Raw genomic sequence first — 19666 nt, 5'->3', positions numbered from 1 at the left:
CGATCCCGAGCCTGAGGAGAACCATGCGCCTCGTCTTCGCCGGCACACCCGCCGTCGCCGTCCCCTCCCTCCGGCACCTGGCCGCGGGTCGACACGAGATCGCCGCCGTGGTCACGCGCGGCGATGCGCCGCTCGGGCGCAAGCGCGTGCTCACGCCGTCACCGGTCGCACAGGCGGGGGAGGAGCTCGGCATCCCGGTCGTCAAGACGGACCGACTCGACGCCGAGGCCACCGCGCGCATCGCCGAGCTCGAACCGGCTCTCGGCGTCATCGTGGCCTACGGCGGTCTCGTGCGGGAGCCGTTGCTGTCGACCCCGACGCACGGGTGGATCAACCTGCACTTCTCGCTGCTGCCGAAGTGGCGGGGCGCCGCCCCCGTCCAGCGCGCGCTGATCGCGGGCGACACGGTCACGGGCGCCAGCGTGTTCCAGCTGGTCGCGGCCCTCGACGCCGGCGACGTCTTCGCCGAGGAGCGGTACGAGATCCCCGCGGGCGCGACGTCGACCGAGGTGCTCGAGGCCCTCGCCGACCTGGGCGCACCGCTGCTCGCGCGCGTCGTCGACGCGATCGCCGACGGCACCGCCCGGGCCACGCCGCAGTCCGGCGAACCCACGCTCGCCCCCAAGCTCACCCTCGACGACGGCGCCCTGGATCTGACCCGGGATGCCGCGTCCCTCCTGCATCGCATCGCCGGGGTCACTCCCGAACCCGGAGCGCACACGACCTTCGACGGCGCGCGGTTCAAGGTGCTGCGCGCCTCGGCGTCCGAGGCCCCGCCCGTTCCCCCCGGCCGGGTCGTGGCATTCGGACGAGACGTCGTGGTGGGCACCGGGACGACGCCGCTGCGGCTCGAGAGCGTGCAGCCCGCGGGGAAGGCGGCGATGAGCGCGGGAGACTGGTTCCGGGGCCTTCGCACCGACGAACCGGAGCTCGGTTCATGAGCGTGCAGGGAGCGCGCTCGGCCGCGTACGAGGTGCTGCGGGCGGTCTCGGCCGACGAGGCCTACGCCAATCTCCTGCTGCCGCACGCGATCGCGCGGATGGGATTGGATGCCAAGGATGCCGGGCTCGCGACCGAGCTGACCTACGGCACGCTGCGTCGCCGTGGCACCTACGACGCGATCATCGCCGCCGCGGCCGACCGCACCGTCGACCGGATCGATCCGGCCGTGCTCGACGCGCTGCGCCTGGGCGTGCACCAGCTGCTGTCGACGCGGGTGGCCTCGCACGCGGCGGTCAACGAGTCCGTCGAGCTCGCGCGTCGGCACGGGGGCGGGCGGGGCGCCGCGGGATTCGCGAACGCGGTGCTGCGCCGCGTCTCACGCGACAACCCCGGCCACTGGATGGAGCGCATCACGGCCGGTGCGCGCAGCGATGACGAGCGGATCGGTCTGGCCACCTCCCATCCCGTGTGGATCGTGCGGGCCCTTCGCCGGGCACTGACCGCCGAGGGACGCGGCGAGGAGCTCGCCGGACTCCTCGAGGCCGACAACGTCGCCCCGCGGGTCGCGATGATCGCCCTGCCGGGACTGGCCGAGGTCCCCGACGAGGCGACCCCCGCCCGGTTCGCCCCCGGCGCCTTCACCACCCGCGGCGGCGACCCCGAGGGTCTCATCCGCGCAACCGAGGGCCGGATCCGCGTGCAGGACGAGGGCTCGCAGTTGGCCGCCCTCGCGCTCAGTCGCGCCCTGCCGGTGCGGGAGGGCGAGCGTTGGCTCGACCTGTGCGCCGGGCCCGGCGGCAAAACCGCGCTGCTCGCGGCCGAAGCCCTGGCCCACGGCGCACGGCTGGACGCCAACGAGATCGCTCCGGCCCGCGCCGGACTGGTGCGCCAGGCCGTGGCATCCGTCCCCCTCGAGATCGAGGTGAGCGAAGAGGACGGGCGCGAGCGCGCGGCCCGTGCGGCGGGACTCTACGACCGGATCCTCGTCGACGCGCCGTGCACCGGGATCGGAGCCCTGCGCCGCCGGCCCGAGGCGCGGTGGCGCAAGACGCCGGCCGACGTCCCGGACCTCACCGCCCTGCAGCTCGAGCTGGTGCTCGCGGCGTTCGACGCCCTGGCCCCGGGAGGCGTGGTCGCCTACGTCACGTGTTCGCCCCATCTTGCCGAGACCAGCGGAGTGCTCGCCGAGGTCAAGCGCGAGCGGGGCGACGCCTGCGAAGAGCTCGACGCCCGAGCGGTGGTGCGGGCGATCGCGGTCGACGAGATCGACCTTCCCGACCAGGTCGACGGCTCGCTGCGCGCGCAGCTGTGGCCGCACCGGCACGGCACCGACGCGATGTCGATCGCCCTGCTGCGCAAGCGCTGATCCGGCGGCGGTGGGCGCGGCCACCCCCCGCGCCCATAATGGTCGGGTGCCTACCGACGCCCCGCGCATCAACCCGAGCATCCTGGCCGCCGACTTCGTGAACATGCAGGCCGAGCTCGCCCGCATCGCGGGGGCCGACTTCGTCCACGTCGACGTGATGGACAACCACTTCGTCCCCAACCTCACCTTCGGCCCGCAGATGGTCGGTCGCATCCAGGAGACCAGCCCGGTGCCGCTGGACGTGCACCTGATGATCGACGACCCCGATCGGTGGGCTCCTGAATACGCCGAACGGGGTGCGGCATCCGTCACCTTCCACCTCGAGGCCGCGGCCTCGCCCGTCGCGCTGGCACGTCGCCTGCGGGCGATCGGCGCGCGCGCGGGCGTCGCCGTCAAACCCGGCACCCCGGTGGAGAACCTGTTCGACTCGCTCGACGAGTTCGATCAGATCCTGGTCATGACGGTCGAGCCCGGCTTCGGCGGGCAGTCCTTCATGCCCGAGACGATGCCCAAGCTGCGCTCTCTCGCCGACGAGGCGAAGCGCCGCGGCTCGCGCGTGTGGCTGCAGGTGGACGGCGGCATCGGGGAATCCACCATCGCCCAGGCCGCCGAGGCGGGGGCGGACACCTTCGTCGCCGGCTCCGCGGTGTTCGGTGCCGACGACCCCGATCGCGCGATCGCGTCGCTGCGCGCCTCCGCCGCGCGTCACCGCCACTGACACCCCTCCCCGATAAACGCCGTTCCTCGCGAGAAACGCCGCGTCGCAGCGTGTCTCGCGACGAACGGCGTTTATCGAGGGCAGATACGTGACGCGCCGGATCCGCACCCTCCGGAGCAGCGCGGCGGGCGCGGCACCCCGAGCTCCCGCGGACAGCCCCACCCCCGCCGACCCGATACCCTGGAGGGGTGAAGACATTCGACGACCTGTTCGCGGAACTCAGCGCCAAGGCCGTCGAGCGACCCGAGGGGTCCGGCACCGTCGCGCAGCTCGACGCGGGCGTGCACGCGATCGGCAAGAAGATCGTCGAAGAGGCCGCCGAGGTGTGGATGGCCGCCGAGTACGAGTCCGACGAGGCCGCGGCCGAAGAGATCTCGCAGCTGTTGTATCACCTGCAGACCCTCATGCTCGCGAAGGGCTTGTCGCTCGAAGACGTCTACCGACATCTCTGAGCCGACCACCCGCCCCGAAGGCCCGCCGCCGCCCGTGCGGCGCGCCGCCAGCCGCCCACAGCTCACCCCACACGAAAGCCCCGTCATGCTGCGAATCGCCGTGCCGAACAAGGGGTCGCTCGCCGAGACCGCCGCCGAGATGCTCTCGGAGGCCGGGTACACCGGACGTCGCGACTCGAAAGACCTGTACACCGTCGACCCCGTGAACGAGGTGGAGTTCTTCTACCTGCGTCCCCGTGACATCGCGACCTACGTCGGCTCGGGGGCCCTCGACGTCGGCATCACCGGCCGCGACCTGCTGCTCGACGCCCGCATGCCCGGCGCGCGCGAGGTCGAGTCGCTCGGCTTCGCCGGCTCCACCTTCCGCTTCGCCGGTCGTCCCGGCCGCTTCACCGACATCGCCGACCTCGAGGGCCTGCGCGTCGCGACGGCCTACCCGGGCCTGGTCGACGCGTTCCTCGACGAGCGCGGCATCGCCGTCGACATCGTCCCCCTCGACGGCGCGGTGGAATCCGCCGTGCAGCTCGGAGTGGCGGATGCCGTGGCCGACGTCGTGTCGACGGGGACGACCCTGCGCCAGGCGGGTCTCGAGATCTTCGGCCCGGTGCTCCTCGAGAGCGACGCGGTGCTGATCGCCGGGCCGCAGGAGGCCGAGGGCACCGAGACGCTGCTGCGCCGTCTGCGCGGCGTCCTGGCCGCGCGCAAGTACGTCCTGATCGACTACGACCTGCCCGCCGCACTGGTGGAGCGGGCCGTCGCGGTCGCCCCGGGACTGGAGTCGCCGACGATCTCGCCGCTGCGCGACCCCGAGTGGGTCGCCGTGCGGGTCATGAGCCCCCGTCGCGACGTCAACCAGGTCATGGACGCCCTCTACGCGATCGGCGCGCGCGCGATCCTGGTCACCGAGATCCTCGCCGCGAGGCTCTGATGACCCTCGCACGTCGCGTCATCCCCTGCCTCGACGTGGCCGCGGGCCGCGTCGTCAAGGGTGTGAACTTCCTCGACCTGCGCGACATGGGCGACCCGGTCGAGCTGGCCCAACTGTATTTCGCGCAGGGCGCCGACGAGGTCACCTTCCTCGACGTCACCGCCACGGTCGACGAGCGGTCCACGACCTACGACGTCGTCCGTCGCACGGCCGAGCAGGTCTTCATCCCGCTCACCGTCGGCGGGGGCGTGCGCTCGAGCGACGACGTCGCGCGCCTGCTCGCCGTCGGCGCCGACAAGATCGGCGTGAACTCGGCCGCGATCGCCCGCCCCGAGCTGATCGACGAGATCGCCGACCGCTTCGGCGCGCAGGTGATCGTTCTCTCGCTCGACGTCAAGCGGGCGGCATCCACCCCCTCGGGTTTCGTGGTGACCACCCACGGCGGCCGCACCGAGACCACGCTCGACGCCCTCGCCTGGGCGCGCGAAGCGGTCGAGCGCGGAGCGGGGGAGCTCCTGGTCAACTCCATCGACGCCGACGGCACCAGGCAGGGTTTCGACCTCGAGCTGGTCCGCCTCATGCGCCAGGTGGCCGCCGTGCCCGTGATCGCCTCCGGCGGCGCCGGGTCGCTGGAGCACTTCGCCCCGGCGGTGCAGGCCGGCGCCGACGCCGTGCTGGCGGCATCCGTCTTCCACTCCGGTCAGCTCACCGTGGGACAGGTCAAGGACGCGATGGCCGTCGAAGGGATCGAGGTGCGCCGATGAGCGTCGACCGCGTGAAGTACGACGCCGACGGCCTGGTGGCCGCGGTGATCCAGCAGTTCGACTCGCGCGAGGTGCTGATGGTGGGGTGGATGGATGCCGAGGCCCTGAACCGCACGCTCACCACCGGGCGCGTGACGTTCTGGTCGCGCTCGCGCCAGGAGTACTGGCGCAAGGGCGACACGTCGGGCCACATCCAGCTCGTCAAGGGCGCACGCCTGGACTGCGACGGCGACACGCTGCTGATCGAGGTCGACCAGATCGGTGCCGCGTGCCACACCGGAGACCACACGTGCTTCGACGCCGACGACCTTCACCCCGTGGTGGGGGAGCGCTGATGCGACGCGCGCGCTCGACCGCGGTGCTCGCGATGCTCCTCGCCGGAGCCGTCGGGGTCATCGCGTCGACGCAGACGTGGATCGACGTCACGCTCGACGACGGAGCCCAGCAGACCCTCGCCGTCCCGGGCGCCGAAGCGCTCCCGGTGCTCACCCCGCTCAGCCTGGCGGCACTCGCGCTGGGGGCCGCGCTGTCGATCGTCGGGCCGGTGCTGCGCTACGTCTTCGGCGCGTTGGGGGCCGTCATCGCCGCACTGGTGGGTGTCGGCGCCGTCCAGCTGCTCGTCGCGCCACCGATCTCGGCGACGGCCGCGACGATCACCGACGCGACCGGCATCTCGGGGACGGATGCCGTCGCCTCCCTCGTCACCGACCTGTCGCTGACGCCGTGGCCCACGCTGACGCTCCTCGCCCAGGTGGTGCTGGCCGCGGCATCCGTCTTCACCCTCGTGACCGCCCGACGGTGGGCCTCGGGCGCGAGCCGGAAGTACCGCACCGCCGCCGAGGCGGGCGCCGAGACCGGTCGTCCGCACGACGCGATCGACTCGTGGGACGATCTCTCGCGTGGCGACGACCCCACCGCCTGAGCCCCACCGCCTGAGCCCCGCCGCCCCACCCCCTCGCGACAAACGCCGATCCTTCCGAGACACGCCGCGACACCGCGTGTCTCGGAAGAAACCGCGTTCCTCGCCGGCGCCTCGACCGCGACACGACCCCACCGCCGAGGCCGACCTCGCGACATCGAGACGTCGGCGGGAGAGCCGCCGCACGCTTGGATAGACTGGTCGCGACGCTTTCCCCCGCGCTCGCGCGCGACTGTTAGGAGCCCCATGAGCAACCCCATCGGCGATCCCGGCCACGGACACTCGCCCGCCGCCTGGACGGCCGTGATCATCATGCTCGTCGCCTTCACGCTCGGCACGCTGTTCTTCTGGCTCGACATGCCGGTGCTCGTGTGGGCGTCGGTGGGTCTGCTCGTGGTCGGTGCGCTCGTCGGCTTCATCATGACGAAGGCCGGTTACGGCGCGAACGGCGCGAAGTCCAACCCGAAGGCGCACTGACCGTGCTGGCCGATCTGACGGCCGGAGCGGTAGAGGACGCCGCGCAGCGTCGAGAGACGCGTTCGCTCGCCGACGTCGAGCGCGACGCCCTCGCGCAGACGCCCGCGCGCGACGCGTTGGCGATGCTCGCCCCCGCCGACCGGGTCAAGATCATCGCCGAGGTCAAGCGCGCCAGCCCCTCGCGCGGTGATCTCGCGGCCATCCCCGACCCCGCGCGTCAGGCACGCCTGTACGAGGAGGGCGGGGCGTCGGCGATCTCGGTGCTCACCGAGCAGCGCAAGTTCAAGGGCAGCCTCGCCGATCTCGAAGCGGTCCGCGCCGCGGTCAGCGTCCCGGTGCTGCGAAAGGACTTCATCGCCACGCCGTACCAGGTGCTCGAGGCCCGCGCCTCGGGGGCCGACCTGGTGCTGCTCATCGTGGCGGCGCTCGAGCAGAAGACGCTCGCCGAGCTGTACACGCTCGTCACCGAGCTGGGCATGACGGCTCTGGTCGAGACGCACTCGGCCGACGAGCTCGACCGCGCGTCGCAGCTGGGCGCGAAGCTCATCGGCGTCAACGCGCGCAACCTCTCGACCTTCGAACTCGACCGCGACCTGTTCGGGTCGCTGGCCGACCGATTCCCTGCGGACGCGATCAAGATCGCCGAGTCCGCCGTCCTCGCCCCCGCCGATGTCGCCCATTACCGCGCCGCGGGCGCGGACGTGGTGCTCGTGGGCGAGGCCCTGGTGACCGGAGACCCGGTCGCCACCCTTCGCGCGTTCCTTCAGGAGACGTCATGACCACCCTGCCCACGCAGAAGCTGCGCGACCAGAAGGGGCCGTTCTTCGGCGACTTCGGCGGCCGCTACATGCCCGAGTCGCTCATCGCGGCGATCGACGAGCTGACCGAGGTCTACGAGTCGGCCATGGCGGACCCGGAATTCCACACCGAGCTGCGCGCGCTCCTGCACGACTACGCCGGTCGCCCGTCCGTGCTCACCGAGGTGCCGCGCTTCGCCGCGCACGCGGGAGGCGCCCGCATCTTCCTCAAGCGCGAGGACCTCAACCACACCGGCTCGCACAAGATCAACAACGTGCTCGGCCAGGCGCTGCTCACCAAACGCCTCGGCAAGACGCGCGTGATCGCCGAGACCGGCGCCGGTCAGCACGGTGTCGCGACGGCGACGGCCGCTGCGCTGTTCGGTCTGGACTGCGTCATCTACATGGGCGAGGTCGACACCGAGCGTCAAGCGCTGAACGTCGCCCGCATGCGTCTGCTGGGCGCCGAGGTCGTGCCCGTCACGACGGGCTCGCGCACCCTCAAGGACGCCATCAACGAGGCCTACCGCGACTGGGTCGCCTCGGTCGAGACGACCAACTACATCTTCGGCACCGCCGCGGGGCCGCACCCGTTCCCCGCCATGGTCCGCGACTTCCAGAAGGTCATCGGCGAAGAGACCCGCGCCGAGTTCCTCGACCGGCTGGGCCGCCTGCCCGACGCCGTGTTCGCGTGCGTCGGCGGCGGATCGAACGCGATCGGCATGTTCGACGCGTTCCTCGACGACGAGGGTGTCGCCCTGTATGGCGTCGAGGCGGCCGGCGACGGGGTCGACACCCCGAAGCACGCGGCCTCGATCGGACGGGGCCGCCCCGGCGTGCTGCACGGCGCCCGCACCTACGTGCTGCAGGACGACGACGGTCAGACCACCGAGTCGCACTCGATCTCGGCCGGCCTCGACTACCCGGGCGTCGGGCCGGAGCACGCGTGGCTCGCCGACATCGGTCGCGCGCAGTACATCCCCGCCACCGACGACGAGGCGATGCAGGCCCTGCGTCTCCTCTCGCGCACCGAGGGCATCATCCCGGCCATCGAGTCCGCCCACGCCCTCGCCGGAGCCCTGCGCGTGGGGCGCGAGCTGGGTCCGGATGCCGTCATCGCGATCAACCTGTCGGGTCGTGGCGACAAGGACATGGACACCGCCGCCCGCTACTTCGACCTCTACGACGCCGCGCACGCGCCCGACGCACCCGAGGGTGCCGCTCAGACGCGTGCCGCCGAGGCCGTGGCATCCGCCCCCGGCTCTCCCGTCGAGGTCACCCCGGCCCCCGATGCCGCCAGCGGCGCGGGAGTCGAGCTGTGACCTCCCGCGTCTCGGCGGCCATCGACGCCGCCCACGCCGAGGGCCGTGGTGCCTTCGTCGGCTACCTCCCCGCGGGTTACCCCGACGTCGCCACGAGCATCGAGGCGGCGGTGGCCCTGGCCGAGGCGGGTGCCGACGTCATCGAGCTCGGGCCTCCCTACAGCGATCCCGTGATGGACGGCCTCGTCATCCAAGAGGCGACGCAGACGGCGCTGGCCAACGGTTTCCGCATGCGCGACCTGTTCGCGATCATCCGCGAGGTCACCGCGCGCACCGAGGTACCGGTGCTCGTCATGACGTACTGGAACCTCGTCGAGCAGTACGGCGTCGACCGCTACGCCGACGATCTCGTCGCGGCCGGGGGAGCGGGGCTCATCACCCCCGACATCACCCCGGACGCCGGCGCGTCGTGGATCGCCGCGAGCGAGCGTACGGGCCTGGACCGGGTCTTCCTGGCCGCGCCGACCTCGTCGGACGAGCGGTTGAAGATGATCGTCGATGCGTCCACCGGCTTCGTGTACACGGTGTCGACGATGGGCATCACCGGGGAACGGGCCGAACTGGATGCCGCCGCCCGCCACCTCGTCGAGCGCCTGCGCTCGTTCGGAGCCGAGAACGCGTGCGTGGGGATCGGCATCTCGAACGCCGCGCAGGTGGCCGGCGTCGTCGAGTACGCCGACGGTGCGATCGTCGGCACGGCGCTGGTGAAAGCCCTGCGCGACGGCGGCGTGGAGGCGCTCTCCTCGCTCGCGAAGGAGCTGTCCGCGGGCGCTGCGAAGCGCGCCTAGACTCGTCTGCATGACGTTCGCCCTCACGAGCGCCGCCTCCGGCGTGCTCGCCAGCATCCCGAGCCCGACGATCTCCTTCGTCGATCTCGGTCCGCTCCGCATCCACTTCTATGCTCTGTGCATCGTCGCGGGCATCATCGTCGCGATGTTCCTCACGAACGCGCGTCTGACGCGTCGCGGCGCCGAGAAGTGGGTCGTCATCGACATCTGCCTGCTGGCGATCCCGCTGGCGATCGTGGTGGCGCGCATCTACCACGTCGTCACCCACCTGGGCTTCTACTTCGGGCCGGGGTCGAACCCGTGGAACATCTTCGAGCCGGGATCGGTCTGGGCCATCTGGGAGGGCGGCATCGCCATCTACGGCGCCCTCATCGGCGGCGCGATCGGCGCCTGGCTCGGTTGCAAGTGGACCGGCATCCGCTTCTGGACCTTCGCCGACGCGCTCGCCCCCGGCCTGATCATCGCGCAGGCCATGGGCCGCCTCGGCAACTGGTTCAACCAGGAGCTCTTCGGCCAGCCCACCGACCTGCCGTGGGGCCTCGAGATCGCCGCGGGCAACCCGGCCATTCCGGTCGGTCTGCCCGCCGGCACGCTCTTCCACCCCACCTTCGCGTACGAGGTCATCTGGAACCTGCTCGGCGCCGCGGTGATCCTCTACGTGGGCCGGCGTTTCACCCTGCAGTGGGGCAAGCAGTTCGCGATCTACCTGGTCTGGTACAGCGCCGGCCGCATCGTGTGGGAGTCGATCCGCGTCGACCCGAGCGACATCATCCTGGGCCTGCGGACCAACGTCTGGGCGGCGATCTTCGGTGTGATCCTCGGCATCGTCATCTTCATCGTGCAGTCGCGTCGCCACCTGGGCCTCGAACCCTCGCCCTACGTGCCCGGGCGCGAGTCCACGGCTCCGGGGGCTGTAGACTCAGGCGACCCCTCTGACTTCGTCGACGTGAGCGAGCCGCCCGCGACGAGCGACACCGTCGGCACCAGCGCCACAAGCAGCCCCGCCACGAACTAACACTCTGGGCCGACGTCGTCCCATTCGAAGCATCAACGTGAGGACGGTTGATATGGCCTCCAGCCTGCGTTCCGACACCGTCGGAGGCGCGTTCCCCGCCCGACAGGGAATGTACGACCCGTCGTTCGAGAAGGACGCCTGTGGCCTCGCCATGGTCGCGACTCTCCGCGGCGAAGCCGGTCACGACATCATTGATCTGGCGCTGACGGCGCTGCGCAACCTCGAGCACCGCGGCGCCATCGGCTCGGATGCGGGCACCGGAGACGGTGCCGGCATCCTGACCCAGATGCCCGACGCGTTCCTGCGCGCCGTCGTCGACTTCGACCTGCCGCCGGTGGGGGAGTACGCGGCGGGCATGATCTTCCTGCCGATCGGTCACGACGAGCGCGCGGCCATGAAGGCGGGCATCGAGGCACTCGCCCGCCACGAGAACCTCGAGGTCCTGGGGTGGCGCGAGGTTCCGGTCGACACCGAGCACCTCGGCAAGCTCGCCTTCGACGCGCGACCCGCGTTCGAGCAGCTGTTCGTTTCGCGTCCCGCGGTGGGCGATCAGCCGGCCCTGGCGGGGATTGCCCTCGACCGGCGCGTCTACCGCCTGCGCAAGCGGGCGCGCCACGAGCTGGAGGCGTACTTCGTGTCGCTCTCCAGCCGCACACTCGGCTACAAGGGCATGGTCACGACCCTGCAGCTCGAGCCGTTCTACCCCGACCTGTCCGACGAGCGCTTCGCGTCCGAACTGGCCGTCGTCCACTCGCGCTACTCCACGAACACCTTCCCCTCGTGGCCCCTCGCGCAGCCGCTGCGCATGCTCGCGCACAACGGCGAGATCAACACCGTCAAGGGCAACCGCAACTGGATGCGGGCGCGTCAGTCGCAGCTGGAGTCCGAGCTGATCGGCGACGTGCGCCCGCTGCTGCCGATCTGCACCGAGGGCGCGAGCGACTCCGCCTCGTTCGACGAGGTCCTGGAGCTGCTCACCCTGACCGGGCGCAGCCTGCCGCACGCGATCATGATGATGGTCCCCGAGGCGTACGAGAAGCAGGCCACGATCGACCCCGACCTGCGCGCGTTCTACGAGTACCACTCGATGCAGATGGAGCCGTGGGACGGCCCGGCGGCGCTCATCTTCACCGACGGCACCCTGGTGGGGGCGACCCTCGACCGCAACGGTCTGCGCCCCGGGCGCTGGACCGAGACGACGGACGGCCTCGTGGTGATCGGCTCCGAGACCGGCGTCCTCGACTTCGCCCCCGAGCGCATCAAGCGTCGCGGACGTCTGCAGCCCGGCCGCATGTTCCTGGTCGACACGGCCGCGCGCCGCATCGTCGAAGACGAAGAGATCAAGGCCGAGCTCGCCGCGCTCCAGCCCTGGGGCGAGTGGGTCGACAACGGCCGCGTCAAGCTCAGCGAGCTCCCCGAGCGCGAGCACATCGTGCATCCGATCGCCTCGATCACGCGTCGTCAGCGCACCTTCGGCTACACCGAAGAAGAGGTCCGCATCCTGCTCACGCCCATGGGACAGGGCGGCACCGAGCCGTTGGGTGCCATGGGCAGCGACGCGCCCGTCGCGGTGCTGAGCGATCGCCCGCGCCTGCTGTTCGACTACTTCTCGCAGCAGTTCGCCCAGGTCACCAACCCCCCGCTGGACTCGATCCGCGAAGAGGTCGTCACCTCTCTCTCGCTGGGGCTCGGCCCCGAGCGCAACCTGCTGGACTGGGGCCCCGACCACACCCGCACGGTGACCCTGGACTTCCCCGTCATCGACAACGACGAGCTCGCCAAGATCCAGCACATCGACACCGCCCTGCGGGGACGCTCGTCGGTTACGGTGCGCGGGCTGTACCGCGTCGAGGCCGGTCACAAGGGTCTGCAGAAGCGGCTCACCCAGATGTGCAACGAGGTCGACCAGGCCATCGAGGACGGCGCCGAGTTCATCGTGCTCAGCGACCGCGACAGCAATAAGGACCTCGCGCCCATCCCGTCCCTGCTCATGCTCGCCGCGGTCCACCACCACCTCATCCGCAAAGAGACGCGCATGAAGGTCGGTCTCGTCGTCGAAGCCGGCGACGTGCGCGAGGTGCACCACGTGGCGACGCTGATCGGTTACGGCGCCTCGGCGGTCAACCCGTACCTGGCGATGGAGACCGTCGAGTACCTCGTCCGAGCCGGATTCATCACCGACGTCACCCCTGAGAAGGCCGTCAAGAACCTGATCTACGCGCTGGGCAAGGGCGTGCTGAAGATCATGTCGAAGATGGGCATCTCGACCGTGTCGTCGTACGCCGGGGCGCAGGTGTTCGAAACCGTCGGCCTCTCGCGCGACTTCGTCGAGGCGTACTTCACCGGCACCGAGTCCAAGCTCGGCGGGGTGGGACTCGATGTGATCGCCGCCGAGAACGCGGCGCGTCACGAGTACGCGTATCCCCAGGATGCCGCGGCCCGGGCGCACGAGCGCCTGTGGACGGGTGGCGAGTACCAGTGGCGCCGCGACGGCGCCCCCCATCTGTTCAACCCCGACACCGTGTTCCGTCTGCAGCACGCCACGCGCGCCCGTCGTTACGACATCTTCCGCGAGTACACGCAGCTGATCGATGACCAGGCGCACGAGCTCAAGACGCTGCGCGGCCTGTTCGACCTGCGCACCGGTACGCGTCCGGCCGTGCCGATCGACGAGGTCGAGCCCGTCTCGGCGATCGTCAAGCGCTTCTCCACCGGCGCGATGAGCTACGGCTCGATCTCGAAAGAGGCGCACGAGGTGCTCGCGGTGGCGATGAACCGCATCGGCGGCAAGAGCAACACCGGCGAGGGCGGAGAAGACGTCGACCGCCTGCTCGACCCCGAGCGTCGCAGCGCGATCAAGCAGGTGGCATCCGGTCGATTCGGCGTGACGAGCCTGTACCTGACCGAGGCCGACGACATCCAGATCAAGCTCGCCCAGGGCGCCAAGCCCGGCGAGGGCGGTCAGCTGCCCCCGACGAAGGTCTACCCGTGGGTGGCGCGCACGCGTCACGCGACCGCCGGGGTGGGGCTCATCTCCCCGCCGCCTCACCACGACATCTACTCGATCGAAGACCTCAAGCAGCTGATCTTCGACCTCAAGCGCGCCAATCCCTCCGCGCGCATCCACACCAAGCTCGTGAGCCAGTCGGGCATCGGCGCGGTCGCCGCGGGCGTCGCCAAGGCGCTGAGCGACGTCATCCTGGTCTCGGGTCAGGACGGCGGCACGGGCGCGAGCCCGATGAACTCGCTCAAGCACGCGGGCACGCCGTGGGAGCTCGGCCTGGCCGAGACACAGCAGACGCTCATGCTCAACGGCATGCGCGACCGCGTCGTGGTGCAGGTCGACGGGCAGATGAAGACCGGGCGCGACGTCGTCATCGGGGCTCTGCTGGGCGCCGAGGAGTTCGGCTTCGCCACCGCGCCGCTCGTGGTGTCGGGCTGCATCATGATGCGCGTCTGCCACCTCGACACCTGCCCCGTCGGCGTGGCCACGCAGAACCCCGTCCTGCGCGAGCGCTTCACCGGCAAGGCCGAGTACATCGTCAACTTCATGGAGTTCATCGCGCAGGAGGTGCGCGAGTACCTCGCCGCCCTCGGCTACCGTTCGATCGACGAGATCGTCGGCCGCACCGAGCTGCTCGACGCGAACGAGGCGATCCAGCACTGGAAGGCGCGCGGACTCAACCTCGCGCCGATCCTCGAGGGCCCCCGATTCGCGGACGACGAGCCCCGTCGTCACGGCCGCGCCCAGGACCACGAGCTCGAGGACCACTTCGACGTGCAGCTCATCGAGCGGGCGCAGGACGTCATCGCGCACGGCGGTCAGCTCACCATCGACCTGCCGATCCGCAACACCGCCCGCGCGGTCGGGACCATGCTGGGTCACCACGTGACCAAGGCGCACGGCGAGCACGGCCTGCCCGAGAACTCGATCGACGTGCGCCTGACGGGCTCCGCCGGACAGTCGTTCGGTGCGTTCATGCCCGCGGGCATCACGCTGCGCCTCGAGGGCGACTCCAACGACTACGTCGGCAAGGGCCTGTCGGGCGGCACGATCGTCGTGCGCCCTCCGCGCGGCTCCACGTTCGCGGCCGACGAGAACGTCATCGCGGGCAACGTCATCGGCTACGGCGCCACCCAGGGGCAGATGTTCCTCAACGGCGTGGTGGGCGAGCGCTTCCTCGTGCGCAACTCGGGCGCGACCGCGGTGGTCGAGGGGGTGGGCGACCACGCGCTGGAGTACATGACCGGCGGTCTCGCCGTGATTCTCGGCTCCACCGGCCGCAACCTCGGCGCCGGCATGTCCGGCGGCCAGGCGTACGTGTACCGGCTCGACCGCGACAAGGTGAACCGCGAGGCCATGGCATCCGGTGAGCTGGTTCTGGGCGCCCTCGGATCGGGGGATGCCGAGATCCTCCGCGACCTGCTCGCCAAGCACGTCGCAGAGACCGATTCCACGCTCGCACGTCGTCTTCTGGACGACTTCGACGCCGAGGTGGACAACTTCGTCCGGGTGCTGCCGCGCGACTACGCCGCCGTGCTGCAGACCCGCCAGGAGGCGGTCACCGAGGGGCTGGACCCCGACGGCGACGTCGTCTGGAAGCGCATTCTGGAGGTGACGGGTGGCTGACCCGAAAGGCTTTCTCAAGACCACGGAGCGCGAGCTCCCCAAGCGTCGACCGGTGCCCGTGCGCATCATGGACTGGAAAGAGGTCTACGAACCGGGCGACTCGGCCGTCATCAAGCGCCAGGCCGGCCGGTGCATGGACTGCGGCATCCCGTTCTGTCACAAGGGCTGCCCGCTGGGCAACCTGATCCCCGAGTGGAACGACCTCACCTGGCGCGGTGAGGGACGGGCGGCGATCGAGCGGCTGCACGCGACGAACAACTTCCCCGAGTTCACCGGTCGCCTCTGCCCCGCGCCGTGCGAGAGCTCGTGCGTCCTCGGCATCAACCAGCCGGCCGTGACGATCAAGCAGGTCGAGGTCTCGATCATCGACGAGGCGTTCGGCAACGGATGGGTCGAGCCCGAGCCGCCCGAGCGGCTGACGGGCAAGACCGTCGCCGTGGTCGGATCCGGCCCCGCCGGCCTCGCGGCCGCCCAGCAGCTCACGCGCGCCGGGCACACGGTCGCCGTCTTCGAGCGCGACGACCGCATCGGCGGACTGCTGCGCTACGGCATCCCGGACTTCAAGATGGAGAAGCGACACCTCGAGCTGCGCCTGCGGCAGATGCAGGCCGAGGGCACGCGCTTCCGCGCGGGGGTCGAGATCGGCAAGGACGTGTCGTGGAGCGACCTGCGGGCGCGCTACGACGCCGTCGTGGTCGCCACCGGGTCGACCGTCCCGCGCGACCTGGCGATCCCGGGCCGCGACCTGGACGGCGTGCACTACGCCATGGAGTACCTCATCGAGGGCAACAAGGCCGTCGCGGGCGACCAGGTGCCCCACCAGATCACCGCCGAGGGCAAGCACGTCGTCGTCATCGGCGGCGGCGACACCGGCGCGGACTGCATCGGCACGGCCCACCGCCAGGGTGCGCTGAGCGTGACCAACCTCGCCATCGGCAAGCAGCCGCCCAGCGAGCGTCCCGCCGAGCAGCCGTGGCCGATGATGCCGAACCTGTTCGAGATGGCATCCGCGCACGAAGAGGGCGGCGAGCGGTCGTTCCTGGCCTCGACCGTGGAGTTCCTCGGCAACGCCGCGGGCGAGGTGCGCGCCCTGCGGGTCGCCGAGACCGAGTACGTCGACGGCCGCCGCGTGCCCAAGAGCGGCACGGAGCGCGAGATCCCCGCCGACCTGGTGCTCATCGCGATGGGATTCACGGGGCCCGAGCGCGACCTTCTCGAGCAGCAGCTCGGCACGCAGTTCACGGGGCGCGGCAACGTCGAGCGCGACGCCACCTACGCCACGACCACCCCGGGGGTGTTCGTCGCCGGCGACGCCGGTCGCGGCCAGTCCCTCATCGTGTGGGCCATCGCCGAGGGCCGCGCGGCCGCGGCCGAGGTCGACACGTTCCTCATGGGCGAGACGGTGCTGCCCGCACCGGTGCGCCCGACCGATGTCGCCATCGGCCTCCTGCCCGCCTAAGCTGGCAAGGGCCGATCGGCCACTTCCCGAAAATCCTCACGGAGCTTGAAAACGGATGAGACGCGCCAAGATCGTCGCAACACTCGGGCCCGCAACGTCGTCGTATGAGATGGTTCGCGCCATCATCGACGCCGGAGTGGACGTCGCCCGCCTGAACCTGAGCCACGGAGACTACTCCGTGCACGACGCCAACTTCGCCAACGTGCGCAAGGCCGCCGAGGACGCCGGTCGCCCGGTCGCCGCTCTGGTCGACCTGCAGGGTCCGAAGATCCGTCTCGGCAAGTTCGAGAACGGCCCCCACGACCTGCTGCCGGGCGACATCTTCAAGATCACCGTCGAGGACATCCTCGGCACGAAGGACATCGTCGGCACCACGTTCAAGGGCCTGCCCCAGGACGTCCGCCCCGGCGACTTCCTGCTGATCGACGACGGCAAGGTGCGCGTCGAGGTCGTCGAGACCGACGGCACCGTCGTGACCACCCGCGTCGTCGTGGGCGGCCCGGTCTCGAACAACAAGGGCATCAACCTGCCCGGTGTGGCCGTGAACGTCCCCGCACTCAGCGACAAGGACGAGTCCGACCTGCGCTGGGGCCTCAAGGCCGGCGCCGACCTCATCGCCCTGTCGTTCGTGCGCGACGCCAAGGACATCGAGCGCGTCCACGAGATCATGGCCGAAGAGGGGCGCTACGTCCCCGTCATCGCCAAGATCGAGAAGCCGCAGGCCGTCGACAACCTCGAAGAGATCATCGACGCCTTCGACGGCATCATGGTCGCCCGCGGCGACCTGGGCGTCGAGCTGCCGCTCGAGGCCGTGCCGATCGTGCAGAAGCGCGCCGTCGAGCTCGCCCGCCGCATGGCGAAGCCCGTCATCGTCGCGACGCAGATGCTCGAGTCGATGATCACCAACCCCGTGCCCACCCGCGCCGAGACCAGCGACGTCGCCAACGCCGTCCTCGACGGCGCGGACGCGGTCATGCTCTCGGGCGAGACCAGCGTGGGCACGTACCCCGTCGTGGTCGTCGAGACCATGGCGCGCATCGTGGAGTCCACCGAGGAGCACGGCCTGGAGCGCATCGCGCCCCTCACCAACAAGCCGCGCACGCAGGGCGGGGCGATCACCCTGGCCGCCGTCGAAGTGGCCGACTTCGTCGAGGCCAAGTACCTGTGCGTCTTCACCGAGTCGGGTGACTCCGCGCGTCGCATGTCGCGCCTGCGCTCCACGATCCCCATGATCGCGTTCACGCCCGAGCCCGGCATCCGCCGTCGTCTGGCCCTGACGTGGGGGGTGCGCTCGACCCTGGTCGAGCACGTCTCGCACACCGACAAGATGTTCCTGCAGGTCGACGACTACCTGCTCGCCAACGACCTGGCCAAGGTCGGCGACAAGGTCGTGGTCATCTCCGGTTCCCCTCCCGGAATCGCGGGCTCGACCAACGACCTGCGCGTGCACCGCGTGGGCGATGCCGTGCAGGGCGCCGCGCCCGGGTACCAGGAGGTCTGACACGATCGCGACGCGCGCCGACCCGATCGGCGCGCGTCGTGTCGCGTTCCCGCCCGGTACATTGGGAACGCAGCACCTGCCGGTGTGGCGGAATGGCAGACGCGGGGCACTCAAAATGCTCTGTCGAAAGACGTGTGGGTTCGAGTCCCACCACCGGTACGCCCTATCGCATCCCCGTTCTCCCCGGGGACGCGCGAATCCACGTCCTAGGATGGTCCCGTGACTGATCAAGAAGCCGCTCCGGCCACCGCGCCCACTGCTCCGCGCCGCGTCGTCGTCGCGGAGGACGAGTCGCTCATCCGCCTCGACATCGTCGAGATCCTCCGCGACAACGGTTTCGACGTCGTGGGCGAGGCCGGCGACGGCGAGACCGCGGTGCAGTTGGCCACCGAGCTGCGCCCCGACCTGGTGATCATGGATGTCAAGATGCCGCAGCTCGACGGCATCAGCGCCGCCGAGAAGCTGAGCAAGAACCACATCGCGCCCGTCGTGCTGCTCACCGCCTTCAGCCAGAAAGAGCTCGTCGAGCGCGCGAGCGAGGCCGGCGCCCTGGCGTACGTGGTCAAGCCCTTCACGCCCAACGACCTGCTGCCCGCGATCGAGATCGCCCTCGCCCGCTACGAGCAGATCATCACGCTCGAGGCCGAGGTCGCCGACATGGTCGAGCGCTTCGAGACCCGCAAGCTCGTCGACCGCGCCAAGGGGCTGCTGAACGAGAAGATGGGGCTGAGCGAGCCCGAGGCCTTCCGCTGGATCCAGAAGGCGTCGATGGACCGCCGCCTGACCATGCAGGACGTCGCCAAGGCGATCATCGAGCAGCTGGCCCCCAAGAAGGGCTGAGCGCGACCTTTCGTGAGATGGATGCCACCGCGGTGGCATCCATTTCTCGTTGGCGCCCGGCCCCCTCGACACGCGCGGGGCTCCACGTCGCGGGGTGACGGAGTCCGTCGAAGCCACCGGCCCCTCGACACGCGCGAGTCACACGTCCCGGGGTGACGGAGCCCGTCGAAGCCACCGGCCCCTCGACACGCTCGGGGAGCCCGCGCCGCACCGCCCGACAGGCCCGGACCGAGCCGACCTCGGGCGACCCCGCGAGCGGCGGGGCGTCAGGCCGCGGGGGCGTCCTTGATCATGTTGGTGATGCGGATCGTCGAGCATCGTCGACCCTGCTCGTCGGTGACGGCGATCTCGTGCACGGTGAGGGATCGGCCGAGGTGGATCGGGGTGCAGACCCCCGTCACGATGCCCGAGGTCGCCGAACGCGTGTGCGTGGCGTTGATGTCGATGCCCACCGCGAGCCGGCCCGAACCGGCGTACAGGTTCGCCGCCATCGAGCCGAGCGATTCGCCGAGCACCACGTAGGCACCGCCGTGCAGAAGACCCACGGGTTGCGTGTTGCCCTCGACGGGCATGGTCGCGACGCTGCGCTCGACCGAGAACTCGACCCACTCGATGCCCATCTTCTCGGCCAGGGCGCCCATTCCGCGCTCGCGCGCCCAGTCGAGACCGTCGGTGGTGCCGGGGGTCGTGGAGCTCATCGTCGCCTTCGTCGTCGCGGGGCGGCACGGGCTCGTGGAGTCCGGCCGGG

18 protein-coding genes and 1 tRNA gene are annotated in these 19666 nt (G+C 70.7%); 18 read left to right on the top strand and 1 reads right to left on the bottom strand.

Features of this window, described 5'->3' with window-relative positions; translation table 11 throughout:
* Positions 1-23 precede the first annotated feature (23 nt).
* The 18 genes from fmt to ACIPVB_RS11880 all read left to right on the top strand — a co-directional run bounded on the left by fmt (position 24) and on the right by ACIPVB_RS11880 (position 18918).
* The gene (fmt, locus tag ACIPVB_RS11965) at positions 24-941 is read left to right on the top strand and encodes a methionyl-tRNA formyltransferase (protein ID WP_400369176.1); all 918 of its coding nucleotides are present in this window, start codon (positions 24-26) and stop codon (positions 939-941) included.
* Positions 938-2308 carry an RsmB/NOP family class I SAM-dependent RNA methyltransferase gene (locus tag ACIPVB_RS11960; protein WP_400369175.1) on the top strand — a complete coding sequence of 457 codons (1371 nt, stop codon included), beginning with the start codon at positions 938-940 and terminating at the stop codon, positions 2306-2308. Before fmt ends, ACIPVB_RS11960 begins: the two co-directional genes overlap by 4 nt.
* A 46-nt stretch (positions 2309-2354) precedes the next feature.
* Positions 2355-3026: a ribulose-phosphate 3-epimerase gene (gene rpe, locus ACIPVB_RS11955; RefSeq protein ID WP_400369173.1), complete on the top strand. Its 672-nt coding sequence runs from the start codon at positions 2355-2357 to the stop codon at positions 3024-3026.
* A 188-nt stretch (positions 3027-3214) separates the two neighbouring features.
* Entirely contained in the window at positions 3215-3478 is a 264-nt protein-coding gene (locus tag ACIPVB_RS11950) for a phosphoribosyl-ATP diphosphatase (RefSeq protein WP_094732978.1), read from the top strand.
* A gap of 85 nt (positions 3479-3563) precedes the next feature.
* Positions 3564-4406, top strand: a complete 843-nt coding sequence (hisG, locus tag ACIPVB_RS11945; protein ID WP_400369171.1) for an ATP phosphoribosyltransferase — start codon at positions 3564-3566, stop codon at positions 4404-4406.
* On the top strand, positions 4406-5170 hold the full coding sequence (gene hisF / locus ACIPVB_RS11940) for an imidazole glycerol phosphate synthase subunit HisF (RefSeq protein WP_400369170.1): 765 nt from the start codon (positions 4406-4408) through the stop codon (positions 5168-5170). The genes hisG and hisF overlap by 1 nt, the downstream gene beginning before the upstream one ends.
* On the top strand, positions 5167-5505 hold the full coding sequence (gene hisI, locus ACIPVB_RS11935; RefSeq protein WP_056231816.1) for a phosphoribosyl-AMP cyclohydrolase: 339 nt from the start codon (positions 5167-5169) through the stop codon (positions 5503-5505). Before hisF ends, hisI begins: the two co-directional genes overlap by 4 nt.
* On the top strand, positions 5505-6092 hold the full coding sequence (locus ACIPVB_RS11930; protein WP_400369168.1) for a Trp biosynthesis-associated membrane protein: 588 nt from the start codon (positions 5505-5507) through the stop codon (positions 6090-6092). The genes hisI and ACIPVB_RS11930 overlap by 1 nt, the downstream gene beginning before the upstream one ends.
* A gap of 243 nt (positions 6093-6335) precedes the next feature.
* On the top strand, positions 6336-6566 hold the full coding sequence (locus tag ACIPVB_RS11925) for a DUF6704 family protein (protein ID WP_400369167.1): 231 nt from the start codon (positions 6336-6338) through the stop codon (positions 6564-6566).
* Positions 6567-6568: 2 nt separating this feature from the next.
* Positions 6569-7345: an indole-3-glycerol phosphate synthase TrpC gene (trpC, locus tag ACIPVB_RS11920; protein WP_400369166.1), complete on the top strand. Its 777-nt coding sequence runs from the start codon at positions 6569-6571 to the stop codon at positions 7343-7345.
* A complete protein-coding gene (gene trpB, locus ACIPVB_RS11915) occupies positions 7342-8685 on the top strand; it encodes a tryptophan synthase subunit beta (protein ID WP_400369164.1) in 1344 nt (447 codons plus the stop codon). Before trpC ends, trpB begins: the two co-directional genes overlap by 4 nt.
* Positions 8682-9473, top strand: coding sequence for a tryptophan synthase subunit alpha (gene trpA, locus ACIPVB_RS11910; protein ID WP_400369163.1), 792 nt, complete (start codon positions 8682-8684; stop codon positions 9471-9473). The genes trpB and trpA overlap by 4 nt, the downstream gene beginning before the upstream one ends.
* Positions 9474-9483: 10 nt before the next feature.
* On the top strand, positions 9484-10488 hold the full coding sequence (gene lgt / locus ACIPVB_RS11905; RefSeq protein WP_400369162.1) for a prolipoprotein diacylglyceryl transferase: 1005 nt from the start codon (positions 9484-9486) through the stop codon (positions 10486-10488).
* Between the two features lie 52 nt (positions 10489-10540).
* A complete protein-coding gene (gene gltB, locus ACIPVB_RS11900; protein ID WP_400369450.1) occupies positions 10541-15118 on the top strand; it encodes a glutamate synthase large subunit in 4578 nt (1525 codons plus the stop codon).
* Positions 15111-16577: a glutamate synthase subunit beta gene (locus ACIPVB_RS11895; protein WP_400369160.1), complete on the top strand. Its 1467-nt coding sequence runs from the start codon at positions 15111-15113 to the stop codon at positions 16575-16577. Before gltB ends, ACIPVB_RS11895 begins: the two co-directional genes overlap by 8 nt.
* A 55-nt stretch (positions 16578-16632) precedes the next feature.
* The gene (pyk, locus tag ACIPVB_RS11890; protein WP_400369159.1) at positions 16633-18078 is read left to right on the top strand and encodes a pyruvate kinase; all 1446 of its coding nucleotides are present in this window, start codon (positions 16633-16635) and stop codon (positions 18076-18078) included.
* A 78-nt stretch (positions 18079-18156) separates the two neighbouring features.
* Positions 18157-18237, top strand: a tRNA-Leu gene (locus ACIPVB_RS11885).
* Positions 18238-18297: 60 nt separating this feature from the next.
* Positions 18298-18918 (top strand): ANTAR domain-containing response regulator, encoded by a 621-nt coding sequence (locus tag ACIPVB_RS11880; RefSeq protein ID WP_076675473.1) that lies wholly within the window; start codon positions 18298-18300, stop codon positions 18916-18918.
* 266 nt (positions 18919-19184) lie between these two features.
* Here the strand turns inward: ACIPVB_RS11880 and ACIPVB_RS11875 are convergent, their stop codons facing one another.
* Positions 19185-19616: a hotdog fold thioesterase gene (locus ACIPVB_RS11875; RefSeq protein WP_400369157.1), complete on the bottom strand. Its 432-nt coding sequence runs from the start codon at positions 19614-19616 to the stop codon at positions 19185-19187.
* Positions 19617-19666: the final 50 nt, after the last annotated feature.

Source organism: Microbacterium sp. NPDC090007, assembly GCF_044748345.1.
Classification (GTDB): Bacteria; Actinomycetota; Actinomycetes; order Actinomycetales; family Microbacteriaceae; genus Microbacterium.
This window is presented reverse-complemented; position numbering and strand designations above follow the sequence as displayed.